Source organism: Streptomyces sp. NPDC020884, assembly GCF_044333935.1.
Taxonomy (GTDB): Bacteria; Actinomycetota; Actinomycetes; order Streptomycetales; family Streptomycetaceae; genus Streptomyces.
In genome coordinates, this window is sequence record NZ_JBIRRY010000001.1 from 161793 (window position 1) to 183120 (window position 21328).

The following is a 21328-nucleotide window of genomic DNA, read 5'->3' on the forward strand; positions in this document are numbered from 1 at the left end:
GCCCTGTCCCCCTCGACGATGGCCCGCGCGCCGGTGGCTGCGGTGCCGTGCGATGCCGTGTTCGTGCTGTGCCGTGCGCGACGGTCCGCCGTGCGCGGCCGTCTGCGCTCTGTGCCGTGCGTGGGGCAGCTCCCGGCGGCCGGTGCCGCCGGGAGCTGCCCCTGCCCGCTTTCGTGCCGGCCCGTGCCGGACAGGACCTAGAGGTGCGGCAGGATCGACGGCATCAGGTCCTGGAAGGTCCGGCCGTTGGCCGGGTTCCCGAGGGCCGTCATCTGCCATCCGCTGCCCGCGCGGTGCACCTTCGCCATGATCTGGGCGGTGTACTGGCCGCCGCCGTCGAGCGTGTACCGGGCGAGCTCCTGGCCGTTGGTCTCGTCGACGATGCGGCAGAAGGCGTTCTGGACCTCCTGGAACGTCTGCCCGGTGAAGGAGTTCACCGTGAAGACGATCTGGTCGATGTGGACCGGCACGCGCTGGAGGTCGACGAGGATCGCCTCGTCGTCGCCGCCGGAGCCCGCGCCGCCGACCAGGTTGTCGCCGGTGTGCTTGACCGAGCCGTCATCGCTGACGAGGTGGCGGAAGAACACGACGTCGACCGGCTGCTTGTCGGCGAAGAGCACCGCCGAGGCGTCCAGGTCGACCTCGCGGGTGCGGGAGCCGAACAGGCCGCGACGCGGAGCCGCCTGCCATCCGAGCCCCATCCGTACCGCGGTCAGGGTCCCCCCGTCGCTCTTCTGCAGGTTGATGGCCTGACCCTTGGTCATGTTGACCGTCACGCGCTGTCCCCTCTCGGCATTGCCCCGCAACCGTCCGTGTGCGGTTTCCCCGCACCCTACGCATTCCACCCCGGGCGGCAGCAGGTGCGGTCGTCTTTTGTGTCGCTCTTGCAACACACCGGGCGTGGCCTGCCCGGTGCGGCGGAATCGGTGCCTGGAGCCGTGCCGGAACCGGTGCCGGAACCGGCAGCGAAGCCGGCCGCGGCACCGGAATCAGGCGAGGCCGGCTTCCTTCATCTGACGCAGTTCCTTCTTCAGCTCGCCGACCTCGTCGCGCAGCCGTGCCGCCACCTCGAACTGCAGGTCCGCCGCGGCGGCCCGCATCCGCTCGGTCATCTCCTCGATGATCCCGGCCAGTTCGGTCGCGGGGCGATCGCTGAGCACGGCGCCGTTCGAGGCGGCCCGGCCCTTCGCCCCGCCCTTGGCGGCCTTGCCGCCGAGTGCGGGCACCGGGGCCTTGGCTTCCTTGCCCTGCCGGTAGCCGGTGCCGAGGAGCTGCTCGGTGTCGACCTCCTCGCGGGCGATGGTCGCGACGATGTCGTTGATCTTCTTGCGCAGCGGCTGCGGGTCGATGCCTCGCTCGGTGTTGTACGCGATCTGCTTCTCGCGGCGGCGGTTCGTCTCGTCGATCGCCTGCGCCATGGCCGGGGTGATCTTGTCGGCGTACATGTGGACCTGGCCGGAGACGTTACGGGCGGCGCGGCCGATGGTCTGGATGAGCGAGGTGCCGGACCGCAGGAAGCCCTGCTTGTCGGCGTCGAGGATGGCCACGAGGGACACCTCGGGAAGGTCGAGGCCCTCGCGCAGGAGGTTGATGCCGACGAGCACGTCGTACTCGCCGGAGCGCAGCTCGCGCAGCAGCTCGATGCGGCGCAGGGTGTCGACGTCGCTGTGCAGATAGCGGACCTGGATGCCGAGCTCCAGGAAGTAGTCGGTGAGGTCCTCCGACATCTTCTTGGTGAGCGTGGTGACCAGGACCCGCTCGTCGCGCTCGGTGCGCTTGCGGATCTCGTGGACCAGGTCGTCGATCTGGCCCTCGGTGGGCTTGACCACGACCTCGGGGTCGACGAGTCCGGTGGGGCGGATGATCTGCTCGACGAACCCGTCGCCGCGCGAGAGCTCGTACTTCCCCGGAGTGGCGGAGAGGTACACCGTCTGGTCGATCCGCTTCAGGAACTCCTCCCACTTCAGCGGCCGGTTGTCCATCGCGGACGGCAGCCGGAAGCCGTGGTCGACGAGGGTCCGCTTGCGGGAGGCGTCGCCCTCGTACATCGCGCCGATCTGCGGGACCGTGACGTGGGACTCGTCCAGGACGAGCAGGAAGTCGTCCGGGAAGTAGTCGAGGAGGGTGTTGGGGGCGGTGCCCGGCGCACGGTCGTCGAAGTGCATCGAGTAGTTCTCGATGCCGGAGCAGGTGCCGATCTGGTGGAGCATCTCGATGTCGTACGTGGTGCGCATGCGCAGCCGCTGGGCCTCCAGCATCTTGCCCTGCTTCTCCAGCTCGGCCAGGCGCTGCTCCAGCTCCTGCTCGATGCCGCCGACGGCCTTCTGCAGCCGCTCGGGACCGGCGACATAGTGGCTGGCGGGGAAGACGTGGACGATGGGGTCCTCGCTGATGATCTCACCCGTCAGCGGGTGGAGCGTGGACAGGGCCTCGATCTCGTCGCCGAACATCTCGATGCGGACGGCGAGCTCCTCGTAGACCGGGAAGATCTCGATGGTGTCGCCGCGAACCCGGAAGGTGCCGCGGGTGAACGCCAGGTCGTTGCGGGTGTACTGCATCTCGACGAAGCGCCGCAGCAGCTGGTCGCGGTCGATCTCCTCGCCGACCTCGAGCCGGACCATGCGGTCCACGTACTCCTGGGGCGTACCGAGGCCGTAGATGCAGGAGACGGAGGCGACCACGATGACGTCGCGCCGGGTGAGCAGCGAATTCGTCGCCGAGTGGCGCAGCCGCTCGACCTCCTCGTTGATGGAGGAGTCCTTCTCGATGTAGGTGTCCGACTGCGGGACGTACGCCTCGGGCTGGTAATAGTCGTAGTACGAGACGAAATACTCCACCGCGTTGTTCGGGAAGAGCTCACGGAACTCGTTGGCCAGCTGGGCGGCGAGGGTCTTGTTCGGCGCCATCACCAGGGTGGGGCGCTGCAGCTTCTCGATCATCCAGGCGGTGGTCGCCGACTTGCCGGTGCCGGTCGCGCCGAGCAGGACGACGTCCTTCTCATCGGCGCGGATACGCCGCTCCAGCTCGGCGATGGCCGCCGGCTGGTCGCCGCTGGGCTGGTAGGGACTGACGACCTCGAAGGGCGCCACCGAACGTTCGATCTTGGAAACGGGCCGCATGCAACCACCGTACGGCTCGCCACTGACAACGGCCCCGGATCAGCGGTACCGGGCCCCTCCCGCGCCCTCGCGAGCGGTGCTCCGCGGGCTCCGCCCGGCCCACGGGTCCGGGTCACGTTCGCCCATCACGGCCCTGGGGTCGAACAGGATCACCACGGCGGCGAGGAGCAGGAAGCAGGCGGGGCCGGCCAGCATCGGGCCGATCATCTCGGCGGGCCGGTCGCCGGGCAGGACGGCGGACAGGTCGGACGGCAGGGTGGGCGGCAGGTGCAGGTGCACGTCGAGCGCGGCCATTCCGGTGTAGTGCATCCCGGTCACCGCCACGGCCATCAGGATGCTCGCGCCGAGGCCGGAGAGAGCCCCCCGGACGGCGACGGCCGCCCACAGCGCGCCCGTGGCGGCGCACCCGGCGATCAGGACCGAGAGGACGACGAGGGGCGTGTTGTAGGCGAACTGCGCGTCCATCCGCATGCCCGCCATGCCGAGGTAGTGCATCGAGGCGATGCCGAGGCCGGTGATGGTGCCGCCGGTGATCAACGCCATGCGGGTCGCGCCCCGGTACCCGACAATGAAGATGCCGATGCCGACCATCACGACGGCGATGGCCAGGCCGGCGAAGGTGAGGGGCTTGTCGTAGGAGATCGGAGCCTCCGCGACGGTGAAGCCCGTCATCGCGACGAAGTGCATCGTCCACACACCGGAGCCGATGGACAGCGAGCCCAGCGCCAGCCAGCCGGCCCGGTGGGAGCGTGCCGCGTGGAGGGACCGGGTGGTGCAGCGGAGTCCGAGGGCGGCTCCCAGGGCGGCCATGAGGAACGCCGCGACCGGAGTCACCAGGCCGTAGGTGAATCCGTCGACTGTTCCCTGCATGTGAGCACGCGCCCTTCGAGAAAGCCCGGGGTCGAGGGGCGTCCCCAAGGGGCGAGTCCCGGCAGGCAGACAAAGAAAGCCCATTTTATCGCCACGGCCTTCCGCCGTGCTCAGGGGTGCTCCCCGGGACCGAAGGTTCCGTTCATTCCGCGGCCATCGCCTCCCCGCCGGGCGTTGGCGGGCCGCTGTCACTCTCTGCGTGTCCGCACTCTCCCGACGTGAGGAGTCCCCGTGTTCGTCCGCACCGCAACCGCCTCCACCACGGCCGCCGCCCTGCTCGGCGCCGGCGCCCTGCTGCTGCCCGCCGACCGGCCCGAGGCTCCGGAGCGGCAGGCGGCCCCGGTCGTCGTGGCCCACCGGGGGGCATCGGGCTACGCACCGGAGAACACCCTCGCCGCCGTCGACGCCGCGAACGCGCTCGGTATCGACTGGGTCGAGAACGACGTCCACCGCACCCGTGACGGCGTGCTCGTCGTCCTGCACGACACCGACCTGAAGCGCACGACGGACGTCGAGCAGGTCTTCCCCGACCGGGCGCCGTGGGCGGTCAAGGACTTCACCGCGGCGGAGCTCGCGAAACTCGACGCGGGCAGCTGGTTCGGCACGCAGTTCACCGGGGCCCGGGTGCCCACCCTCACGCGGTTCCTGGACCGTCTGGAGCGCAACCGGCAGAAGCTGCTCCTGGAGATCAAGAGCCCGTCGACCTACCCGGGCATCGAGCGGGACATCATCCGGGTGCTGGGCAGGTCGGGGTGGCTGGACCGCTCCCACGTGCGGAGCCGGCTGGTCATCCAGAGCTTCGGCGCCGACAGCGTGAAGGAGGTGCACCGCCTGCGCCCCGACGTCACGACCGGCTTCCTGGGCACCCCGGCGGTGGCCGACCTGCCCTCGTACGCGGCGTTCGCCGACCAGATCAACCCCTCGTACGCGACGATCGGCGCCGACTACGTGGCCGCCGTCCAGCGGCTCAAGGGCCCGCACGGCAAGCGTCTGCGCGTGAACACGTGGACGGTCAACAAGGCGGCGGACGCGGCGAAGGCCCGTGACCACGGGGTCGACGGCATCATCACCAACTTCCCCGACGTGGTGCGTGACGCGACGAGCTGACGCGGCCGGGGCGGCCCCGCCGGTCGGGCGCCGACGGGACCGCCGCTGTCAGTGGCGGGTCGTACGGTGGTCGGCATGAACAGCAACGGGGTCGGTGGCGAGCCGACCGTCGAGTGGTCCGTCCTGGACAGCGGTATCGGCCCGCTGATGCTCGCCGCGACGGAGGCGGGGCTGGTGAGCGTGTCCTTCCACGCCCGCCCCGCCGTGCGGGACACGGTCCTCGCCCAGTTGCGGACCCGGCTCGGCGCGGAGCCGGTGGAGGCGCCCGGCTCGGCCCGGCTCGCCGAGCCCCTGCGGAGACTCGCGGCGTATTTCGCGGGCGAGCGGCAGGATGTGGAGCTGGCGCTGGACTGGTCGCTGACGGCCGGGTTCCCCCGGGAGGTGCTCCGCGAGCTGGCGGCCACCGTGCCCTACGGGACGGTCGTCGGGTACGGGGAGCTGGCCGCGCGGGTCGGCCGCCCGGAGGGCGCGCAGGCGGTGGGGGCGGCCATGGGGTCCAACCCGCTGCCGGTGGTGGTGCCGTGCCACCGGGTGGTGGAGAGCGACGGCGGGCTGGGCGGGTTCGGGGGCGGTCTGGAGACCAAGCGGCAGTTGCTGGCACTGGAGGGGATCCTGCCGCAGCCGCTGTTCTAGGGCGTCGTGGGTTCTTGAGCGCCGTGTGTTCCCGGGCGTCCCCGGTGTTCCCGGGCGTCTCGCGTACGGGGGGGGAGCGTCTCGTTGATCATGCGCAAGGGTCCGGTCACCCACCCGGGTGCACGGCGGCCGGGCGGATGGCACACTGCGCCGGTGACGCGACCCCTCTCCTTCCCCCAGGTCACCGACGCCGACCTGCCCGCCCTGCAGCGCCGTACGTCGGCCGTGCTCATCGTGAGCCAGATACTCGGCGGCCTCGGTGTGGCCATCGGCATCGCCCTGGCGCCGATGCTGGCCGCCGAGGTCAGCGGGTCCGAGGCGCTGTCCGGGCTGGCGCCCACCGCGTCCGTCGTCGGCACAGCTCTGCTGTCGCTGCCGCTGGCCGCCCTGATGACCACCCGGGGCCGCCGGCCCGGCCTGGTGCTCGCCTATCTGATCGGTGCGCTGGGCGGGGGGCTGGTGGTCCTCGCCACGGTGCTGCCCAGCTTCCCGCTGCTGCTGCTCGGCATGGCCGCGTTCGGCGCGGGGTCCTCGGCCGGCCTCCAGGCCCGGTTCGCGGCGGCCGACCTGGTGGGGCCGGAGCGGCGGGGGCGGGCGATCTCCACCGTCGTCTGGGCCACCACGATCGGCTCGGTGCTGGGCCCCAACATCTCGGCCCCGGCCAGCAGGCTGTTCCGCGGTACGCCGGTGCCCGAGGCGGCCGGGCCCTATCTGTGCTCGGCCGCCGTGTTCCTGCTCGCCGGACTCGTCGTGGCGTTCGCGCTGCGCCCCGATCCGCTCCTCACCGCCCGCGCCCTGGCACCGGAGGGCCCGAAGGGGCCGCCGAAGCGGTCCCTGCGCGCCGGGGTCGAGGCCGTCCGGGAGTCGCCGATGGCGCAGCTGGCCCTGGTGACGGTCGCCGTGTCGCACACCGCCATGGTGTCGATCATGGTCATGACGCCGGTCGATCTGGGCCGGCACGGCGCCGATCTCCAGCTGATCGGGCTCGTCATCAGCGGGCACATCGCGGGCATGTACGCCTTCTCACCGGTGATGGGGCGGCTGGCCGACCGGTTCGGCCGGCTGGCCGTGATCGGGCTGGCCGTCGGGCTGATGAGCTTCGCCGCGCTGCTCGCGGGCACCGCGGGGCCCCGGCACGGGCAGACCGCGGTGGGCCTCTTCGTGCTGGGCCTCGGCTGGTCGGCGGGGATGATCGCCGGTTCCGCGCTGCTCACCGACGCGGTGCCGCAGTCCGCCCAGGCGGCCGTGCAGGGGCTGTCGGACCTGACCATGAACGCCGCGGCGGGCGTCGGCGGGGCGGCGGCCGGCGTGATCGTCGCCCAGTGGGGGTACGGCCCCCTGAACGCGATCGGCGCCGCGCTGCTGCTGCCGGTCGCCGCGCTCGCCCTGCGCCGGAGCCTGCGGCGGCCGGGCGCGGTCAGCGGCTGACGCGCGCCGCCGGCCCCGCGCTGCGGCTGCCACGGCCACGGCCGTCAGAGACTGATGTGGTACGCCTTGCGGAGCGTCTCGTGAACGGTCCAGGTCGTCCGGTCGCCCTCGCGCAGGACGCAGGCGTCCCCCGGGCCGATCTCCAGCGTGGCCCCGCCCTCGACCGCGACGGTCGCCCGGCCGCTGACGACCACGAACAGCTCGTTCGCCTCGGTGTCGGTGACCACGCCGGGCGTGATCTGCCAGATGCCCCGGAGCTGCCGGCCGTCGGCCGATTCCCACAGCACCCGGCCCGTCACCACGGGGTCGCCCGAGACGATCTGCGCCGGATCGAGGGGTTCCGGTACGAGCTCGGCATCCGGGATGTGCACGGCGAAGGAGGCGTTGACCTGGTCATGTGTCGTCATGGCCGGTCACCTTAGCGACCGCTTCCGTCCGGTGGGCGACCAGGACCCGCCACCGGACGTCCGCCCGTGGTTTGCGCCCCTCCCGCCCGCGACAGGGATGGGGCATGCCTCAGAACCCACCGGACCAGCGTCCCGCGGAGTCGAGAACCCCGGGACCGAACTCCTACGAGCCGGTGCTCTCGGCGGAGGTGCGCACCGCCCTGAGCGCCGGGCGGCCCGTCGTGGCGCTGGAGTCGACGATCATCGCGCACGGTCTGCCGCGCCCCCGCAATCTGTCCGTGGCCCTGGAGCTGGAGGGGCTGGTCCGGTCCGCCGGCGCCGTCCCGGCCACCGTCGCCGTTCTGGACGGGCGGGCCCATGTGGGCCTGGGGCCGGAACAGTTGGCGCGGATCGCCGGGGATCCGGCGGTGCGCAAGCTCGGGCACCGCGATCTCGCCCCGGCGCTCGCGGGCGGGGCGAGCGGGGCGACGACGGTGTCCGCGACGGCGTTCCTGGCGGCGCGGGCGGGCCTCGGCGTCTTCGCGACCGGCGGGCTCGGCGGCGTACACCGGGGGTGGGCCGAGAGCCAGGACGAGTCGGCCGATCTGCGGCTGCTCGCCCGCACCGGGATCACCGTGGTCTGCGCGGGGGTGAAGTCGATCCTCGACGTCCCGGCGACCCTCCAGCGGCTGGAGACCCTCGGCGTCGGCATCGTCGGCTACCGCACCGAGCACTTCCCCGGCTTCTATCTGAGCAGCTCCGGCGAACCGGTCGACTGGACGGTGCGCAGCCCCGAGGACGTGGTGGAGGTGATCCGGGCGAAGGCGGCGCTGGGCGGCCCGGAGGCCGCGCTGATCGTCGCCAACCCCGTACCGGAGCACGAGCAGTTGGACCCGGTACTGCACGACCGGGTACTCGCGGAGGCGCTGGACGCGTGCCGGGAGCGGGGCATCTCGGGGCAGGGCGTGACGCCGTTCCTGCTGGACCAGCTGATGCGGCGGACCGAGGGCGCGTCGCTGGAGGCGAACCTCGCGGCCGTACGCGGAAACGTGGCCCTCGCGGCGCGGATCGCCGTCGCGGCGGCGGGCGCCCGGTGAGCCGTCCGGCGGGGGGCGGCGGGCTCCTGGTGGTGGGGGACGTGGTCACGGACGTGGTGGCGCGGTACGGATCGGCGCTCGCGCACGGTACGGACACCTCGGCCCGGATCCGGACCCTGCCGGGCGGTGCGGGGGCCAACGTGGCCTGCTGGGCGGTGCGTTCGGGGTGTCCGGACGTCCGGCTGCTGGCCAGGGCGGGGGCGGAGTCCGCCGGCTGGCACCGGGAGGAGCTGGAGCGGGCGGGGGTGCGGGCGTTCCTCGCGGTGGACGACGAGTTTCCGACGGCGACCGTCATCGCCCTGGTCGACGCGGCGGCCGAGCGTACGTTCCTGACCGACGGCGGGGCGGTGCTGCGGCTCGCCGCAGAGGATTTCGCGCCGTCGATGCTGGAGGACGTCGGGCGGCTGCATCTCTCCGGCTATCTCCTGTTCGCCGCGATGAGCCGGGAAGCGGCGCTTCTCGCCCTGCGCACCGCCGTGGAGCGGGGCGTTCCGGTGAGTGTGGATCCGGCGTCGGCCGGTTTCCTCGGCGAGCTGGGGCCGAAGCGGTTCCTGGAGTTGGCGGAGGGGGCGGAGCTGCTGCTGCCGAACGCGGACGAGGCCCGGCTGCTCACCGGGCTGCCCGAACCCGCTGCCGCGGCGGCCGAGTTGAGCCGGTGGTTCCCGCGCGTCGCGGTCACCCTGGGTGCGCGGGGAGCCGTGGTGGCCGCCGGGGGCGAGGTCATCGGCCGCGTTCCCGGCCCGGCGGTGCGTGAGCCGGTCGACTCGACGGGGGCGGGCGACGCGTTCACCGGGGGGTTCCTCACGGCCCTGCTGGCCGGGGCGGACGACCTGGCGGCGGCGGCCGAGGGCTGCCGGGCGGGGGCGGCGGCCGTGGCCACGGTGGGCGGGCGGCCGCCGGTCCGCTGACTGCCGCCGGACGCCTGCGGCCGTGGCGGGACGCCGACAGCCGCCCGTCGGTGACGGCCGGTGTCGCACCGTGCGCGGTTCATCCGCTGCCGGGCAGTCCCGACCAGGCGGGGTGCGAGGGGTCGTCGGCCCGGACGACCACATCCGCCCGCTCCGTGGGCGACGCCTCGTCCTCGTACCGGGCGAAGGCGGGCAGGGTCCAGCGCTCCGACTCCTCGGTGCGCCGGCGCAGCGCACCCGGGGACAGTCGCAGGTGGACGCTGAGCGCGAACGGGAACCAGTGCCCCAGCAGGAACGGGCCGTGCACGACGACGACCCCGCCCTCGGGCAGGGAGTGGTAGGGGGTGCGGGTGGCCCGGTCGGTCGCGGGGTCCCACAGGTCGGGCAGCACCCGGCCGGTGCCGCCCGCCTCCAGCGGGCCGAACACCTCGCGCCACAGCGCCCCGGTGTCGAACCAGCCGTCGGCGTACGCGTCCGGGTCCTGTTTCCCGTACTCGAAGCGCAGGCTCGCCGGGCGCAGGAACCCTTCGGTGGACACCACGAGCACCGCACGCCCGAGCAGCCGCAGCTCCTGGGCCAGACGTTCGGCCGTCTCGCCGGTCCGGGCGGCCGGGGCGCCGTCGACGCCGAGGGCGAGCCAGGGCCCGCCGTCGGCGGCGGACAGCCCGTCGCTGTGCCGGGCCAGCTCACCGGCCAGCCGTTCCCAGGTGATCGCTTCGAGTCGCACGGCTCCATCATCGCCGGATCCGCGCGGAGCCGCTTCCTCGAGGACTCCGGCCGGCGGAACGTGGTTCAGGTCCCCCGCAGTTCGGCGGCGAGCGGGCCTTCGCCGAACACCTCGACGCGGCCGTCCTTCACCGCCTGGGCGAGGGTCGCCCCGCCCTGCGCGAGCTCCAGGCAGACCGCGGCGTCGAGGACGATCCGGGCGTCGGGGCGGTCGGCGGGACCGTACCCGTACACCTCGCCGTACGTCGCGGCGCCCGGCGGCACGGCCCCCGCTCCCCCACCCACATGGAGGTGGAACTCGCCCTCGTCGAGCCGGACTTCTATGACGCCCTCCTGGGTGAGTCCGCCGAGGGCGCCGAGCAGGGGCAGCGCGGACCAGTGGGCCCGCACCGCGTCGGTGGGGCGGCGCTCGGCGAGGGCGGGCGCTCCCCACTCGGCGAGAGCGGCGAGGACGGGCCGCAGGGCGTGGCCCCGCCCGGTCAGCTCGTAGACCGACGCCGCCGACGGGGGCGGCAGCTTGCGGCGCAGGGCCAGCCCGGTCTGTTCCATGTCCTTGAGACGCGAGGCCAGCACGTCCGTGCTGACGCCGGGCAGGTCGGCGTGCAGGTCCGTGTACCGGCGCGGCCCGCCCAGCAGTTCACGGACGATCAGCAGCGTCCACCGGTCGCCGACGGAGTCGAGGGCGCGGGCGGTGGCGTCGAACTGGTCGTAGCTCCGGCGGCGGACGGGGCGTGCTGCTGGCTGCTGCTGACGTGGCATGCGACGCAGTCTAGACATGTTGTTGGACTTTCCAAGCTGAAGCTTGGTAAAACCAAGTATCGCAATTCGGCTCGGGAGGCAGCGCATGGAGTTCCGGCAGTCCAGCAAGCTCAACGAGGTCTGCTACGAGATCCGGGGCCCGGTCATCGAGCACGCCAACGCCCTGGAGGAGGCGGGCCACAGCGTGCTCCGGCTCAACACGGGCAACCCCGCGCTCTTCGGCTTCGAGGCCCCCGAGGAGATCGTCCAGGACATGATCCGGATGCTGCCCCAGGCGCACGGCTACACCGATTCGCGCGGCATCCTCTCGGCCCGGCGCGCGGTGGTCCAGCGCTACCAGGCCATGGGGCTGACCGAGGTGGGCGTGGACGACGTGTTCCTCGGCAACGGGGTCTCCGAGCTGATCTCGATGGCGGTGCAGGCGCTGCTGGAGGACGGCGACGAGGTGCTGATCCCGGCTCCGGACTTCCCGCTGTGGACGGCGGTGACCACGCTCGCGGGCGGTAAGGCCGTGCACTACGTCTGCGACGAGGAGTCCGACTGGAACCCGGATCTCGCCGACATGGCCGCGAAGATCACCGACCGGACCAGGGCCGTCGTGATCATCAACCCGAACAACCCCACCGGCGCGGTCTATCCGCGCGAGATCCTCGAAGGGATTCTCGACCTGGCCAGGCGGCATGGGCTGATGGTGTTCGCCGACGAGATCTACGACCAGATCCTGTACGACGGAGCCGAGCACCACAGTGCGGCCGTCCTCGCCCCGGACCTGGTCTGCCTCACGTTCAGCGGCCTGTCGAAGACGTACCGGGTGGCGGGCTTCCGTTCCGGCTGGATGGTGGTGTCCGGTCCGCGGCAGCACGCCCGCAACTACCTGGAGGGCCTCACCATGCTGGCCTCCATGCGGCTGTGCCCCAACGCCCCGGCGCAGTACGCCATTCAGGCCGCGCTCGGCGGGCGGCAGTCCATCCGGGAGCTGGTCGCGCCGGGCGGCAGGCTGCACGAGCAGCGCGACCGGGCCTGGGAGCGGCTCAACGAGATCCCCGGCGTCTCGTGCGTGAAGCCGAAGGGCGCGCTGTACGCGTTCCCGCGCATCGATCCGAAGGTGCACCCCATCGTCGACGACGAGAAGTTCGTGCTGGACCTGCTGTTGCGGGAGAAGATCCAGGTGGTGCAGGGCACGGGCTTCAGCTGGCCGCGCCCGGACCACTTCCGCATCCTCACCCTCCCGTACGCCGACGACCTCGACGCGGCGATCAGCCGCATCGGCCGCTTCCTGGACGGGTACCGGCAGTGACCCGGGCGCCCGGTGCGGCCGGGGTCGGATCAGCCGGCCGGGAAACGGGAGCGGGCCCGGAGGCGTAGCCGGCCTCCGGGCCCTGAAGGTGCCGCCCATCGGGCACGCCGGCACGTTTAAGGGTTCGGGTCAGTCTGATGTCGTCGCGTCCTGCCTTTGGACCACCGCAGATCGGAGCTCTGCGGGCCGGACTTGAACCGGCATCTCGACGCGCGCGGGCCCGAGCCCGTTCGATCCGGCGATCGGCGGCGAATGCTGAGTCTGGAGCAAGAGTCTGAGATTGACGGCGGTCTGCCTCTGCCTGTTTGGGCTACTCCGGCTCGTGCCGGAGGGAGGAATCGAACCTCCACTGGAACCGCGCCTTCACGACGAACTTCAGTTTCAGCTTTGCGCTCCTCGCGCACCCCGGCCGCCTTGAACGGCGCCCGGGGATTCCATGGTCGGTCACCCGAAGAGGTAACCGAATACCGCATCACCCACCCGCTGGTCGTCGACGTCCACGCCGTTGGCCTCCTCGCGGGCGAACTTCACGGCCTGCTGGAGCTTCTCGATCCGGTCCAGCAGTTCGTTGACGCGCCGCGCGGGCAGCGCACCGGAGAACTTGACGGTCGTCCAGGACCCGATCGGGATGTCCTCGTAGTACACCTCGACCTGCGCCGGGTGCTTCTCGGTGGCCTCCGCCTTCACGTGGTTGCGGGGCACCTTCTTCGTGCGGAGCGTGCGGACCGGCTCGGTCTTCCAGGAGTCGGTCGACGGGTCCTGCACCCAGGCCTCGGCCGCGTCCAGCACCGGCAGCTTGCGGATGAAGGTGTTGAGGTCGGTCAACTGCTTCTCCAGGAAGAGCAGATACGACACCGGCACCTCGCTCACCAGCACCCGGCCGTCCACCTTGACGTCCGCTCGGGCCGAGCAGTTCGCCCAGTCCTTGGTGGCGGTCACATCGAAGAGCCGGGTCAGTGTGGCCGCGGTGTCCCGCAGCACGTCCTCGGCCTTGACCTGGACCAGCGTCGACTCGGGCGGAAGCTGTTCGCCCTCCTCGTCCTTGGGCTGGTAGGTACGGGAGATCCCGGCCAGCAGCCCGGCCTTCTGAAGGCCGTGATGTGCCGCCGTCAGGTCCTGGTGCGCCTTGGACTTGACGCCCTTCTCCACTGCGATGATCTGATTGAGTTTCGCCACGTCGAGGACGCTAGCAGCGGAAACTCCCCCATGGCCAAGGGTTTACCGCACATACAGAGGGTCGGCCCCGGCGGAGTCCGGGACGGCGTCACCGGCCAGCAGGGCTTCGAGGGCGGACACCGGGTCGGCGTCCGGGGCCGCGCGCGGCCACCAGTCGTCGGCGCCGGGGTCGGATTCGTAGCCGTACCAGCGGTGGTCGCGACCGAAGCGGAGCTGGAGCGAACCGACCGGGTGGGTGAGGTGGTTGCGCCAGGGCGTGAAGCGCGGGAAGCCGGCGGCCGCGAGCGCGGGGCGGGCCCGGTCGAACGGCCCGGCGGGCGGGTCCCAGGGCGTCTCCAGGACCGCGAGGCCCTCGGCTTCGCCCTGCCGCCAGGCGGCGACGGCGCGGGCGAGGTCGGTGGTGGTGCGGCCGGTGGCGTACGCCAGCTCCCGGTAGAGCGCGCGGGTGGTGGCGGTGAGCCCGGCGGTCGGCCGTGCGGCGGCGAGACGGACGGCGTCCTGCCACGGGGTGAGTCCGGCCAGCGGATCGCGGCCCGTGGTCAGCAGGGCGTGGGCGCGGACGGCCGCGTCGGTGGCGAGGTGGTCCAGGCCCAGCGGATCGCGGGCGCCGGGCAGATCCGGATAGGACGGCGGCTGGCCGGGGTGCGGCAGGACCGGCAGGGGCGCCGGGAGCGGGGGCAGGAAGCGGGCGGCGAGGGCCTCCGCCGCCGGAACCGAGGGGACCGCGGGGGCGGCGGGGCGCTCCCGGGCGGAGTGTTCGGCGTTGCGGCGGCCCAGTTCGCCCAGCAGTTCGCGCTCGCCCCGGCCGCGCATCAGCAGCAGGACGAACGGGTCGCTGTCGAGCAGCCGGGCCGTCTGGAAGCAGAGGGCGGCGACGTGCTTGCAGGGCCGCCCGTGGTCGGGGCAGGTGCAGCTGGGGTCGAGGTCGCCGGCGGCGGGCAGCAGCCGGACACCGGCCTCCTGGGCGGTGTCGGCCAGTGAGTGCGGCATCTCCTTGGCCAGCAGCGCGGACAGGTGTCCGGGGTGGGCGGCGACCGCGTCGAGCAGCGTGTTCCAGCCGGGGTCGGCGAAGGTGCGCAGCCGCAGTTCGGCGCGGTAGGGGCGGGCCCGGCTGCCGTGCACATAGGCGATCACGCGGCCGGGGGTGACGGTGATCGCGGCGACCTGGCCGCCGTCCGCGTACGTACGGCCGCGGGCGAGCCGGGACTCGTCCATCGACAGCGACTCCAGCGCGTCCACCCAGGCCCGGCCCCACCAGCTGTCCGCGAACGGCTCGCCCTCGGCGGAGGTGCGGGCCGGCACCGCCTCGAAGGTGCGCCGAAGATCGTCCGGGCCGGGCCGGGCGCGGGGGGCCGATCTCCGGGCGGCCGGGCCGGTGGTCGGGCGCGGGCTCATGCGGGCCTCCGCAGCGATACGAGGTCGGCGAGGTCACGGTCGCTGAGCTCGGTCAGCGCGCTCTCCCCGCTGCCGAGCACCGCGTCCGCCAGGGCCCGCTTGGACTCCAGCAGTTCACCGATCCGGTCCTCCACCGTGCCCTCGGCGATGATCCGGTGGACCTGCACGGGCTGGGTCTGGCCGATCCGGTACGCCCGGTCGGTGGCCTGCTCCTCCACGGCCGGGTTCCACCAGCGGTCGAAGTGGACGACATGGGCGGCGCGGGTGAGGTTCAGTCCGGTGCCGGCCGCCTTGAGGGAGAGCAGGAAGACGGGGACCTCGGCGGACTGGAAGCGGTCCACCATCCGCTCCCGCTCGGGCACCGGCGTGCCGCCGTGCAGCAGTTGGGAGGAGATCGCACGGGCGGCGAGGTGCGCGGAGAGGAGCTTCGCCATCGTCACGTACTGGGTGAAGATCAGGACCGAGCCGTCCTCGGAGAGGATCGTGTCGAGCAGTTCGTCGAGGAGGGCGAGCTTGCCGGAGCGGCCCGTGAGCCGGGTGGGCTCCTCCTTCAGATACTGGGCGGGGTGGTTGCAGATCTGCTTGAGCGAGGACAGCAGCTTCATGACGAGTCCGCGGCGGGCGATGCCCTCCGCCGCCTCGATCTGTGCCATCGTCTCGCGCACGGCCGCCTCGTAGAGCGTGGCCTGCTCGCGGGTGAGGGAGACGGGGTGGTCGGTCTCCGTCTTGGGCGGCAGCTCGGGGGCGATGCCGGGGTCGGACTTCTTGCGCCGCAGGAGGAAGGGGCGCACCAGCCGGGACAGCCGCTCCACCGCCTCCTCGTTGCCCAGCCCCGCGGCGGTGTCGGTGTTCTCCACGATGCGGGCGTGCCGGGCCCGGAACGCCTTGAGCGGGCCGAGCAGTCCGGGCGTGGTCCAGTCGAGCAGCGCCCAGAGCTCGGAGAGGTTGTTCTCGACGGGGGTGCCGGTGAGGGCGACCCGGGCCGGGGCGGGGATGGTGCGCAGTGCCCTGGCCGTGGAGGAGTGCGGATTCTTCACGTGCTGCGCCTCGTCGGCGACGACCAGGCCCCAGCGCTGGTCGGCCAGCTGGGCCGCGCTGGAGCGCATGGTCCCGTAGGTGGTGAGGACGAAGCCGGCGTCCGGATCGCTCAGGGTCCGGTCCGTGCCGTGGAAGCGGCGCACCGGGACGCCGGGGGCGAAGCGGTTGATCTCGCGGTGCCAGTTGCCGAGGAGGGAGGCGGGGCAGATCACCAGGGTGGGCGAGGAGTGCGCCCGGTGCAGGTGAAGGGCGATGAGGGTGATCGTCTTGCCGAGCCCCATGTCGTCGGCGAGGCAGCCGCCGAGCCCGAGCGAGGTCATCCGGTCCAGCCAGGCCAGTCCGCGCAGTTGGTAGTCGCGCAGGGTCGCGTCGAGGCCCGGCGGCGGCGCGATCGTCATGTCCTGACTGAGGATCCGCGTACGGAGGGCGGCCAGCGCCCCGGCGGGGACGGCGGCCACGCGCTCGCCGTCCACCTCCGCGCTGCCGGTGAGGGCGACGGCCAGCGCGTCCACCGGGTCCAGCAGCCCCAACTCCCGCTTGCGCGCCTTGCGTACGAGGTCGGGGTCGACGACCACCCACTGATCGCGCAGCCGCACCACCGGGCGGTGGGCCTCGGCCAGGGTGTCCATCTCGGCCTCGGTCAGCCGCTCGTCCCCCAGGGACAGCTGCCAGTCGAAGGCGAACAGCTGCTCGGCGTCGAAGAACGAGGTGCCGTCGGTGGCCGATCCGGGCGCGGGCCGCACGACGGCGGCAGCGGTGAGCGAACGGGCCAGCTCACGCGGCCAGTGCACACCGACTCCGGCGGCGGCCAGCCGGGATCCGGCGTCGCTCAGCAGCTCGTAGAGCTCGTCCTCGGTGATCGCGAGGACATCGGGGACGGGCTGATCCAGGAGTCGTTCCAGCGGAGCCCAGACGCGGGCCGCGCGGCGCAGCGCCAGCACCGCGTCGACCCGGGCGCGCGGCCCGAACGGCTCGCCCGCCCCGCCGTTCCACAGGGCGATCGCGTCCACGACATACGTCGGGTCGGCGAGGCTGTGCACCTGCACGACGGCCGCTGCGGCATGGCGGACCGCCGGGTCGTCGGGGTGCTCGGGCCGCGCGGGTCCGTCGGCGGCCTCGGCCTCCTCGCGGGCGGCCGTGACCGCGTAGGTGTCGGCGGTGTCGAACAGCTCGTACGCGGAGAGGTCCAGGCGCAGCGACACCCGCACGCCCGCGTCCTGGCCCGAGGCCACCTCCACGGCCCAGGCCGCGGCATGGGGCAGATGCTGGGCCTCGCGGGCGGCGAACGGCGCGCCCATCGCGAACGCGGCGGCGGGAGTGCGCGGCAAGGTGTCGGCGACGGCGTCCAGGAACGACCCGATCAGGGCCTCGGGGTCGGGCAGCCGGGGCGGCTCGGACGCCGGGACCGGCACCGCGTGCCCCTCGGGCGGCAGGGCGGCCGCGACCGCCCGCAGATGCGCGATGTCCTCGGCGTCCCGCGGGCCCGCCCGCCAGGCGTCGTGGCCGTCCGCCGTGAGTCCGGGCAGGAGCCTGCCGCGGGCGACGAGCTGGAGGGCGTGCAGCGCGGCCGCGCCCCAGCAGCGGGTGGCGGAGTGGGCGGGCGCGTGCTGACGCGCCCGGACGAGCACGGGCAGCGCGTCGGTCACGGACAGCAGGGCGGCGGGCGTCGCGGCGGTGCGGACGCCTCCGGGGCCCGCGGCCGGATCCGGCCGGACAACGGTGAGCCGGGCAGGGGTGTACGGGACGGAGTCGGGCGACGCGGGGACGTCCGCGTACACGAAGGACGTGCCGTCGCGTCCGGGCGCGCTCTCGTCGCGCCACGGGTCACCGTCCGCGTGCGGGTCCCAGAAGGCGATGCGGCCGTCCCTGGGCACCGGGCCCGGCAGGAAGACCGCCGCGCAGCGCAGCAGGCGGCCGACGTCGGCCGTCCGGGGCGCGCCCTCGGTGTCCCACGCCTCGCCCTCGCGCGTCCGTGCCGTCATCTCCGCTGCCCCCTCCCACCCGATCCACGGTCTCTTGCCCACGGAATGTGCTGACTCCGTGAGTCTAGGCGGGAGCTCTGACACTGCGGTCTCCGGTCGCATCACCGCAGCTCAGCGGCGGCGAGATCGGCCAGGCACCGGTCCCTTCCGGCGCGCGGACCCGCCACGCTCAGTGATGGGCGAACGGCTGCTCGGAGACGGCGGCGCCGTTCGCCGACGGCTGCTGTCCCGTCCGGCCCGGCCTCGTCTCCGCCGGCGGCTGCTGTCCCGCCCGGCCCGGCCCCGCCTCCACCGGCGGCTGCTGCGCGCGCTCCAGGAACCGGAGCAGTTCCACCGGGAAGGGCAGCACCAGGGTGGAGTTCTTCTCCGCCGCGACCGCGACCACCGTCTGCAACAGCCTCAGCTGGAGGGCCGCGGGCTGGGCAGACATCTCTCCGGCCGCCTGCGCCAGCTTCTTCGAGGCCTGGAGCTCCGCGTCGGCGTTGATCACCCTGGCGCGCCGCTCCCGGTCCGCCTCGGCCTGGCGGGCCATGGAACGCTTCATGGTCTCCGGCAGCGAGACGTCCTTGATCTCCACCCGGTCGATCTGCACGCCCCAGCTGACCGCCGGGCTGTCGATCATGACCTCCAGCCCCTGGTTCAGCTTCTCGCGGTTGGACAGCAGATCGTCCAGGTCGCTCTTGCCGATGATCGACCGGAGCGAGGTCTGGGCCATCTGCGAGACGGCGAACCGGTAGTCCTCCACCGCGATGACGGCGTTCGTCGGGTCGACCACCTTGAAGTAGATGACGGCGTCCACGCGGACGGTGACGTTGTCCCGGGTGATGCCGTCCTGGGCGGGCACCGGCATCGTGACGATCTGCATGTTGACCTTGCGCAGCCGGTCGATCCCCGGCACGACCATCGTGAAGCCCGGCCGCCGCACGTCCTCCCTCAGCCTGCCGAGCCGCAGCACGACGCCTCGCTCGTACTGCCGGATCACCCGCGCCGCCGAGGCCACGTACAGCGCTCCGGCGCAGAGCACCGCCACCAACGCGATCACTAGTTCCTGAGCCATCACGGCCCCCTGACGGGAAGGGGAACGGACACACGCGCATCCCATTAACACCTTTTACGATTTTATGCCCCATTTGGCCGCAGGGGGAACCTCCGTCGAACGGCGGCTCGCCCGGTCGGCCGCGTACGGGATGCCGGGGCGGTCCCGGGCGGGCAGGGTGGCCAGCGCCGGCACGTCCTCCCGACGTACCGATTCGCCGGACGAGCAGACGAGGACCCGACCATGTCCGTGACCGCTACCGCTCACCGCCGCCGACGCCGCCTCCGGATCGCCGCCGGAGCCTCGCTGCTCGCCCTCGCCGTCTCGGGCTGCTCCGGGCTCGGCCGCACCGCGGTCGGCCCGGTGACGTACACGACGGAGCGCGAGGCGGTGCTGCAGGTGAACAGCCCCTCCGTGCGCGGCTGCCACCGGATCGCTCCGGCGGGAGCCCACGAGGTGGAGAACGGGACGCTGGTCGACGTCATCCTCTACCGCACGCGCGACTGCACCGGCGGCGGCACGACCTATGTGGCCACCCGGTTCAGCGATGTGACGGCGCCGGGCAGCGAGCCGTGGCGCAGCTACAGCTTCGTGCACTGAGAGCGCTCGGGGCGCTGAGAGCACCGAGAGCACCGAGGGACGGGGAGCCGCGACCGGCGGCGGGGGCCACCGGGCAGCCGGTCGCCCGGCCCCGGCCGGTCAGAGCACCGGGCGGGCCAGCAACCAGGTGCCGTCGTCGGTGAGGGCCCGGTCCACCGCGAGTCCGGCCGCCGCGAGATACCGGGCGAGATCCTCGTCGGACAGCTCCCGCGACAGGAAGGTCTGCGTCCACCGCGCGTCGTCGAAGTGATACTCCGCGCGCACCGAACGCACGCCGTCACCCACCGGGTCCGCGGAGACGATCCGGATCAGGCCGCCGGACGGGTCGGTCCGCTCCCACGGCAGCTCCGAGCGGTGCGCCACGCCCTCGCGCTGGATCAGGACGATCCCGTCGTCCCGCACATGGGCGCGGCAGACGCGCAGCATCCCGTCGCGCACCCGGTGCTCGCCCGCGTGGACCAGGAACGAGCCGAGCAGCACCACGTCGAACCGCTCGTCGCCCAGGTCCAGCGACTCGATGGAGCCGCGCACCGTGCGCGCCCCGACGATGGCCTCCAGCATCTCCCGCGACTCGTCCACCGCCGTCACGGCGAACCCGCGCCGCACCAGCGGGTGCGTCACCCGGCCCGCCCCGCAGCCCAGTTCGAGGATGCTCGCACCGGCGCGGGCCGCGCCCGCGATCACGTCCGGCTCCTCGCCGACGGACAGCCGGCGATACAGCTCCACCGCGCAGCCGTCCGGAGTGATGGCTCCGGGACCGGTCCCCTCATACCCCTCGCGTACCAGTGATTCGCTCATGAAGGACGAACGAGCCGCCGCCGAACGCGGTTCCCCGCCCCTCACACCGGGTCAGCGCCGGGGCCCGCAGCGTAGTGGCCGCCCGCCGGGCACCGTGCCCCGTTCCGTCCGTCGCCGGGCGGGTCCATGCTGGTGAGTGAGGTGATCTCGATGCGTACCGGCAGTGAGCCCGCGACCGCCCGCAGTCCGCTGCGGATGCGGCTCTGGCTGAGCCTGTGGGGGATGCTCTGGGCCCTCTTCGGTCTGGTGGCCTTCTCGCTGACCGGACGGCCGGGGTGGGCGGCGGCCTGTGCGGTGGTGCTGCTGCTCGCGCTGGTGGACCTCGGCGTGGTCACGTACCGCATGCGCCAGGGGCCGCACTACCAGCCGGGGCGTGACGTCCCGCCGTACGAGCCGGACCACGGCGACGGCCGCCCCCGCCGGCCGAGGCCCGGCGCGGACGGCCGATGGAAGAACGGGGACCGGGCAGGCCCCTCGGCCGGGCCGCCCTAGCGGCCCGGCCGAGGGCCCCTCAGGCCCGCGCGTACGCCGCGTGCTCGGCCCTCAGTCCCGCTCGTCGAACTTCGCGGCCCGGAGGTACTCCGGCTTCGGGTCGAGCGCCGCCGCCAGCCGGAAGTGCCGGGTCGCCTGCTCCGGGCGGCCGGCCCGCTCGAAGGTGCGGGCCAGTGCGAAGTGGGCGAAGGCGTTGTCCGGCTCGCGCTCCAGCACCAGCTCGAATTCCAGCTCGGCGGGGCGCAGTTGCGCGGAGGCGAAGAAGGCGCGGGCCCGGAGCAGCCGGGCGGCGGTGTTCTCCGGGTGGGCGGCGATCACCGAGTCGAGGAGCTTGACGGCACCCCGGGGGTCCCGGGCGTCGAGCAGTTGCTCGGCCGCACGGAAGTCGATGACGTGGGTCTGCGGATTCCTCTCGGGCACGGTCGCATCCTTCCCTTCCCTCACGCGTTTCCAACATCCGCCCCGGCTCCGGCATTCCGGC

At 73.0% G+C, this 21328-nt stretch carries 20 protein-coding genes; 8 read left to right on the top strand and 12 right to left on the bottom strand.

The window, feature by feature from the left end:
- Positions 1-197 precede the first annotated feature (197 nt).
- The 3 genes from ACH4UK_RS00775 to ACH4UK_RS00785 all read right to left on the bottom strand — a co-directional run bounded on the left by ACH4UK_RS00775 (position 198) and on the right by ACH4UK_RS00785 (position 3989).
- Positions 198-776: a TerD family protein gene (locus tag ACH4UK_RS00775; protein WP_398353929.1), complete on the bottom strand. Its 579-nt coding sequence runs from the start codon at positions 774-776 to the stop codon at positions 198-200.
- A gap of 213 nt (positions 777-989) precedes the next feature.
- Complete coding sequence (uvrB, locus tag ACH4UK_RS00780) at positions 990-3119, bottom strand: excinuclease ABC subunit UvrB (protein ID WP_398353930.1); 2130 nt, start codon at positions 3117-3119, stop codon at positions 990-992.
- Between the two features lie 39 nt (positions 3120-3158).
- Complete coding sequence (locus ACH4UK_RS00785; protein WP_398353931.1) at positions 3159-3989, bottom strand: MHYT domain-containing protein; 831 nt, start codon at positions 3987-3989, stop codon at positions 3159-3161.
- A gap of 231 nt (positions 3990-4220) precedes the next feature.
- On the opposite strand from ACH4UK_RS00785, the gene ACH4UK_RS00790 reads away from it, so the two are divergent.
- From ACH4UK_RS00790 to ACH4UK_RS00800, 3 genes are all read left to right on the top strand, one after another.
- Positions 4221-5096 carry a glycerophosphodiester phosphodiesterase gene (locus ACH4UK_RS00790; protein ID WP_398353932.1) on the top strand — a complete coding sequence of 292 codons (876 nt, stop codon included), beginning with the start codon at positions 4221-4223 and terminating at the stop codon, positions 5094-5096.
- A gap of 75 nt (positions 5097-5171) precedes the next feature.
- Entirely contained in the window at positions 5172-5729 is a 558-nt protein-coding gene (locus ACH4UK_RS00795; protein WP_398353933.1) for a methylated-DNA--[protein]-cysteine S-methyltransferase, read from the top strand.
- 225 nt (positions 5730-5954) lie between these two features.
- On the top strand, positions 5955-7157 hold the full coding sequence (locus ACH4UK_RS00800; RefSeq protein ID WP_398354903.1) for an MFS transporter: 1203 nt from the start codon (positions 5955-5957) through the stop codon (positions 7155-7157).
- A gap of 44 nt (positions 7158-7201) precedes the next feature.
- Here ACH4UK_RS00800 and ACH4UK_RS00805 read toward each other — a convergent pair whose 3' ends face one another.
- Complete coding sequence (locus ACH4UK_RS00805; RefSeq protein WP_398353934.1) at positions 7202-7564, bottom strand: cupin domain-containing protein; 363 nt, start codon at positions 7562-7564, stop codon at positions 7202-7204.
- 104 nt (positions 7565-7668) lie between these two features.
- Between ACH4UK_RS00805 and ACH4UK_RS00810 the strand changes: the two genes are divergently transcribed.
- The gene (locus ACH4UK_RS00810; RefSeq protein WP_398353935.1) at positions 7669-8640 is read left to right on the top strand and encodes a pseudouridine-5'-phosphate glycosidase; all 972 of its coding nucleotides are present in this window, start codon (positions 7669-7671) and stop codon (positions 8638-8640) included.
- Entirely contained in the window at positions 8637-9548 is a 912-nt protein-coding gene (locus ACH4UK_RS00815) for a carbohydrate kinase family protein (RefSeq protein WP_398353936.1), read from the top strand. The genes ACH4UK_RS00810 and ACH4UK_RS00815 overlap by 4 nt, the downstream gene beginning before the upstream one ends.
- A gap of 79 nt (positions 9549-9627) precedes the next feature.
- Here ACH4UK_RS00815 and ACH4UK_RS00820 read toward each other — a convergent pair whose 3' ends face one another.
- Both ACH4UK_RS00820 and ACH4UK_RS00825 read right to left on the bottom strand, forming a co-directional pair.
- Positions 9628-10275 carry a uridine kinase gene (locus tag ACH4UK_RS00820; RefSeq protein ID WP_398353937.1) on the bottom strand — a complete coding sequence of 216 codons (648 nt, stop codon included), beginning with the start codon at positions 10273-10275 and terminating at the stop codon, positions 9628-9630.
- Positions 10276-10340: 65 nt separating this feature from the next.
- Positions 10341-11033 carry a winged helix-turn-helix transcriptional regulator gene (locus ACH4UK_RS00825; RefSeq protein ID WP_398353938.1) on the bottom strand — a complete coding sequence of 231 codons (693 nt, stop codon included), beginning with the start codon at positions 11031-11033 and terminating at the stop codon, positions 10341-10343.
- Between the two features lie 85 nt (positions 11034-11118).
- On the opposite strand from ACH4UK_RS00825, the gene ACH4UK_RS00830 reads away from it, so the two are divergent.
- Positions 11119-12330, top strand: a complete 1212-nt coding sequence (locus ACH4UK_RS00830) for a pyridoxal phosphate-dependent aminotransferase (protein WP_398353939.1) — start codon at positions 11119-11121, stop codon at positions 12328-12330.
- 444 nt (positions 12331-12774) lie between these two features.
- On the opposite strand, the gene ACH4UK_RS00835 is transcribed toward ACH4UK_RS00830, so the two are convergent.
- The 4 genes from ACH4UK_RS00835 to ACH4UK_RS00850 all read right to left on the bottom strand — a co-directional run bounded on the left by ACH4UK_RS00835 (position 12775) and on the right by ACH4UK_RS00850 (position 18978).
- Positions 12775-13506 (bottom strand): hypothetical protein, encoded by a 732-nt coding sequence (locus tag ACH4UK_RS00835; RefSeq protein ID WP_398353940.1) that lies wholly within the window; start codon positions 13504-13506, stop codon positions 12775-12777.
- Positions 13507-13548: 42 nt separating this feature from the next.
- Complete coding sequence (locus ACH4UK_RS00840; protein WP_398353941.1) at positions 13549-14901, bottom strand: SWIM zinc finger family protein; 1353 nt, start codon at positions 14899-14901, stop codon at positions 13549-13551.
- Positions 14898-17921, bottom strand: coding sequence for an SNF2-related protein (locus tag ACH4UK_RS00845; protein WP_398353942.1), 3024 nt, complete (start codon positions 17919-17921; stop codon positions 14898-14900). The genes ACH4UK_RS00840 and ACH4UK_RS00845 overlap by 4 nt, the downstream gene beginning before the upstream one ends.
- Positions 17922-18090: 169 nt before the next feature.
- A complete protein-coding gene (locus tag ACH4UK_RS00850; protein WP_398353943.1) occupies positions 18091-18978 on the bottom strand; it encodes a slipin family protein in 888 nt (295 codons plus the stop codon).
- A 222-nt stretch (positions 18979-19200) separates the two neighbouring features.
- On the opposite strand from ACH4UK_RS00850, the gene ACH4UK_RS00855 reads away from it, so the two are divergent.
- Positions 19201-19557 (top strand): hypothetical protein, encoded by a 357-nt coding sequence (locus ACH4UK_RS00855; protein WP_398353944.1) that lies wholly within the window; start codon positions 19201-19203, stop codon positions 19555-19557.
- A gap of 99 nt (positions 19558-19656) precedes the next feature.
- Here ACH4UK_RS00855 and ACH4UK_RS00860 read toward each other — a convergent pair whose 3' ends face one another.
- Entirely contained in the window at positions 19657-20355 is a 699-nt protein-coding gene (locus tag ACH4UK_RS00860; protein WP_398353945.1) for a class I SAM-dependent methyltransferase, read from the bottom strand.
- A 126-nt stretch (positions 20356-20481) separates the two neighbouring features.
- Here ACH4UK_RS00860 and ACH4UK_RS00865 point away from each other — a divergent pair, with 126 nt between their 5' ends.
- Positions 20482-20847, top strand: coding sequence for a DUF6343 family protein (locus tag ACH4UK_RS00865; RefSeq protein ID WP_398353946.1), 366 nt, complete (start codon positions 20482-20484; stop codon positions 20845-20847).
- Between the two features lie 51 nt (positions 20848-20898).
- Here ACH4UK_RS00865 and ACH4UK_RS00870 read toward each other — a convergent pair whose 3' ends face one another.
- Positions 20899-21267: a tetratricopeptide repeat protein gene (locus ACH4UK_RS00870; RefSeq protein ID WP_398353947.1), complete on the bottom strand. Its 369-nt coding sequence runs from the start codon at positions 21265-21267 to the stop codon at positions 20899-20901.
- Positions 21268-21328: the final 61 nt, after the last annotated feature.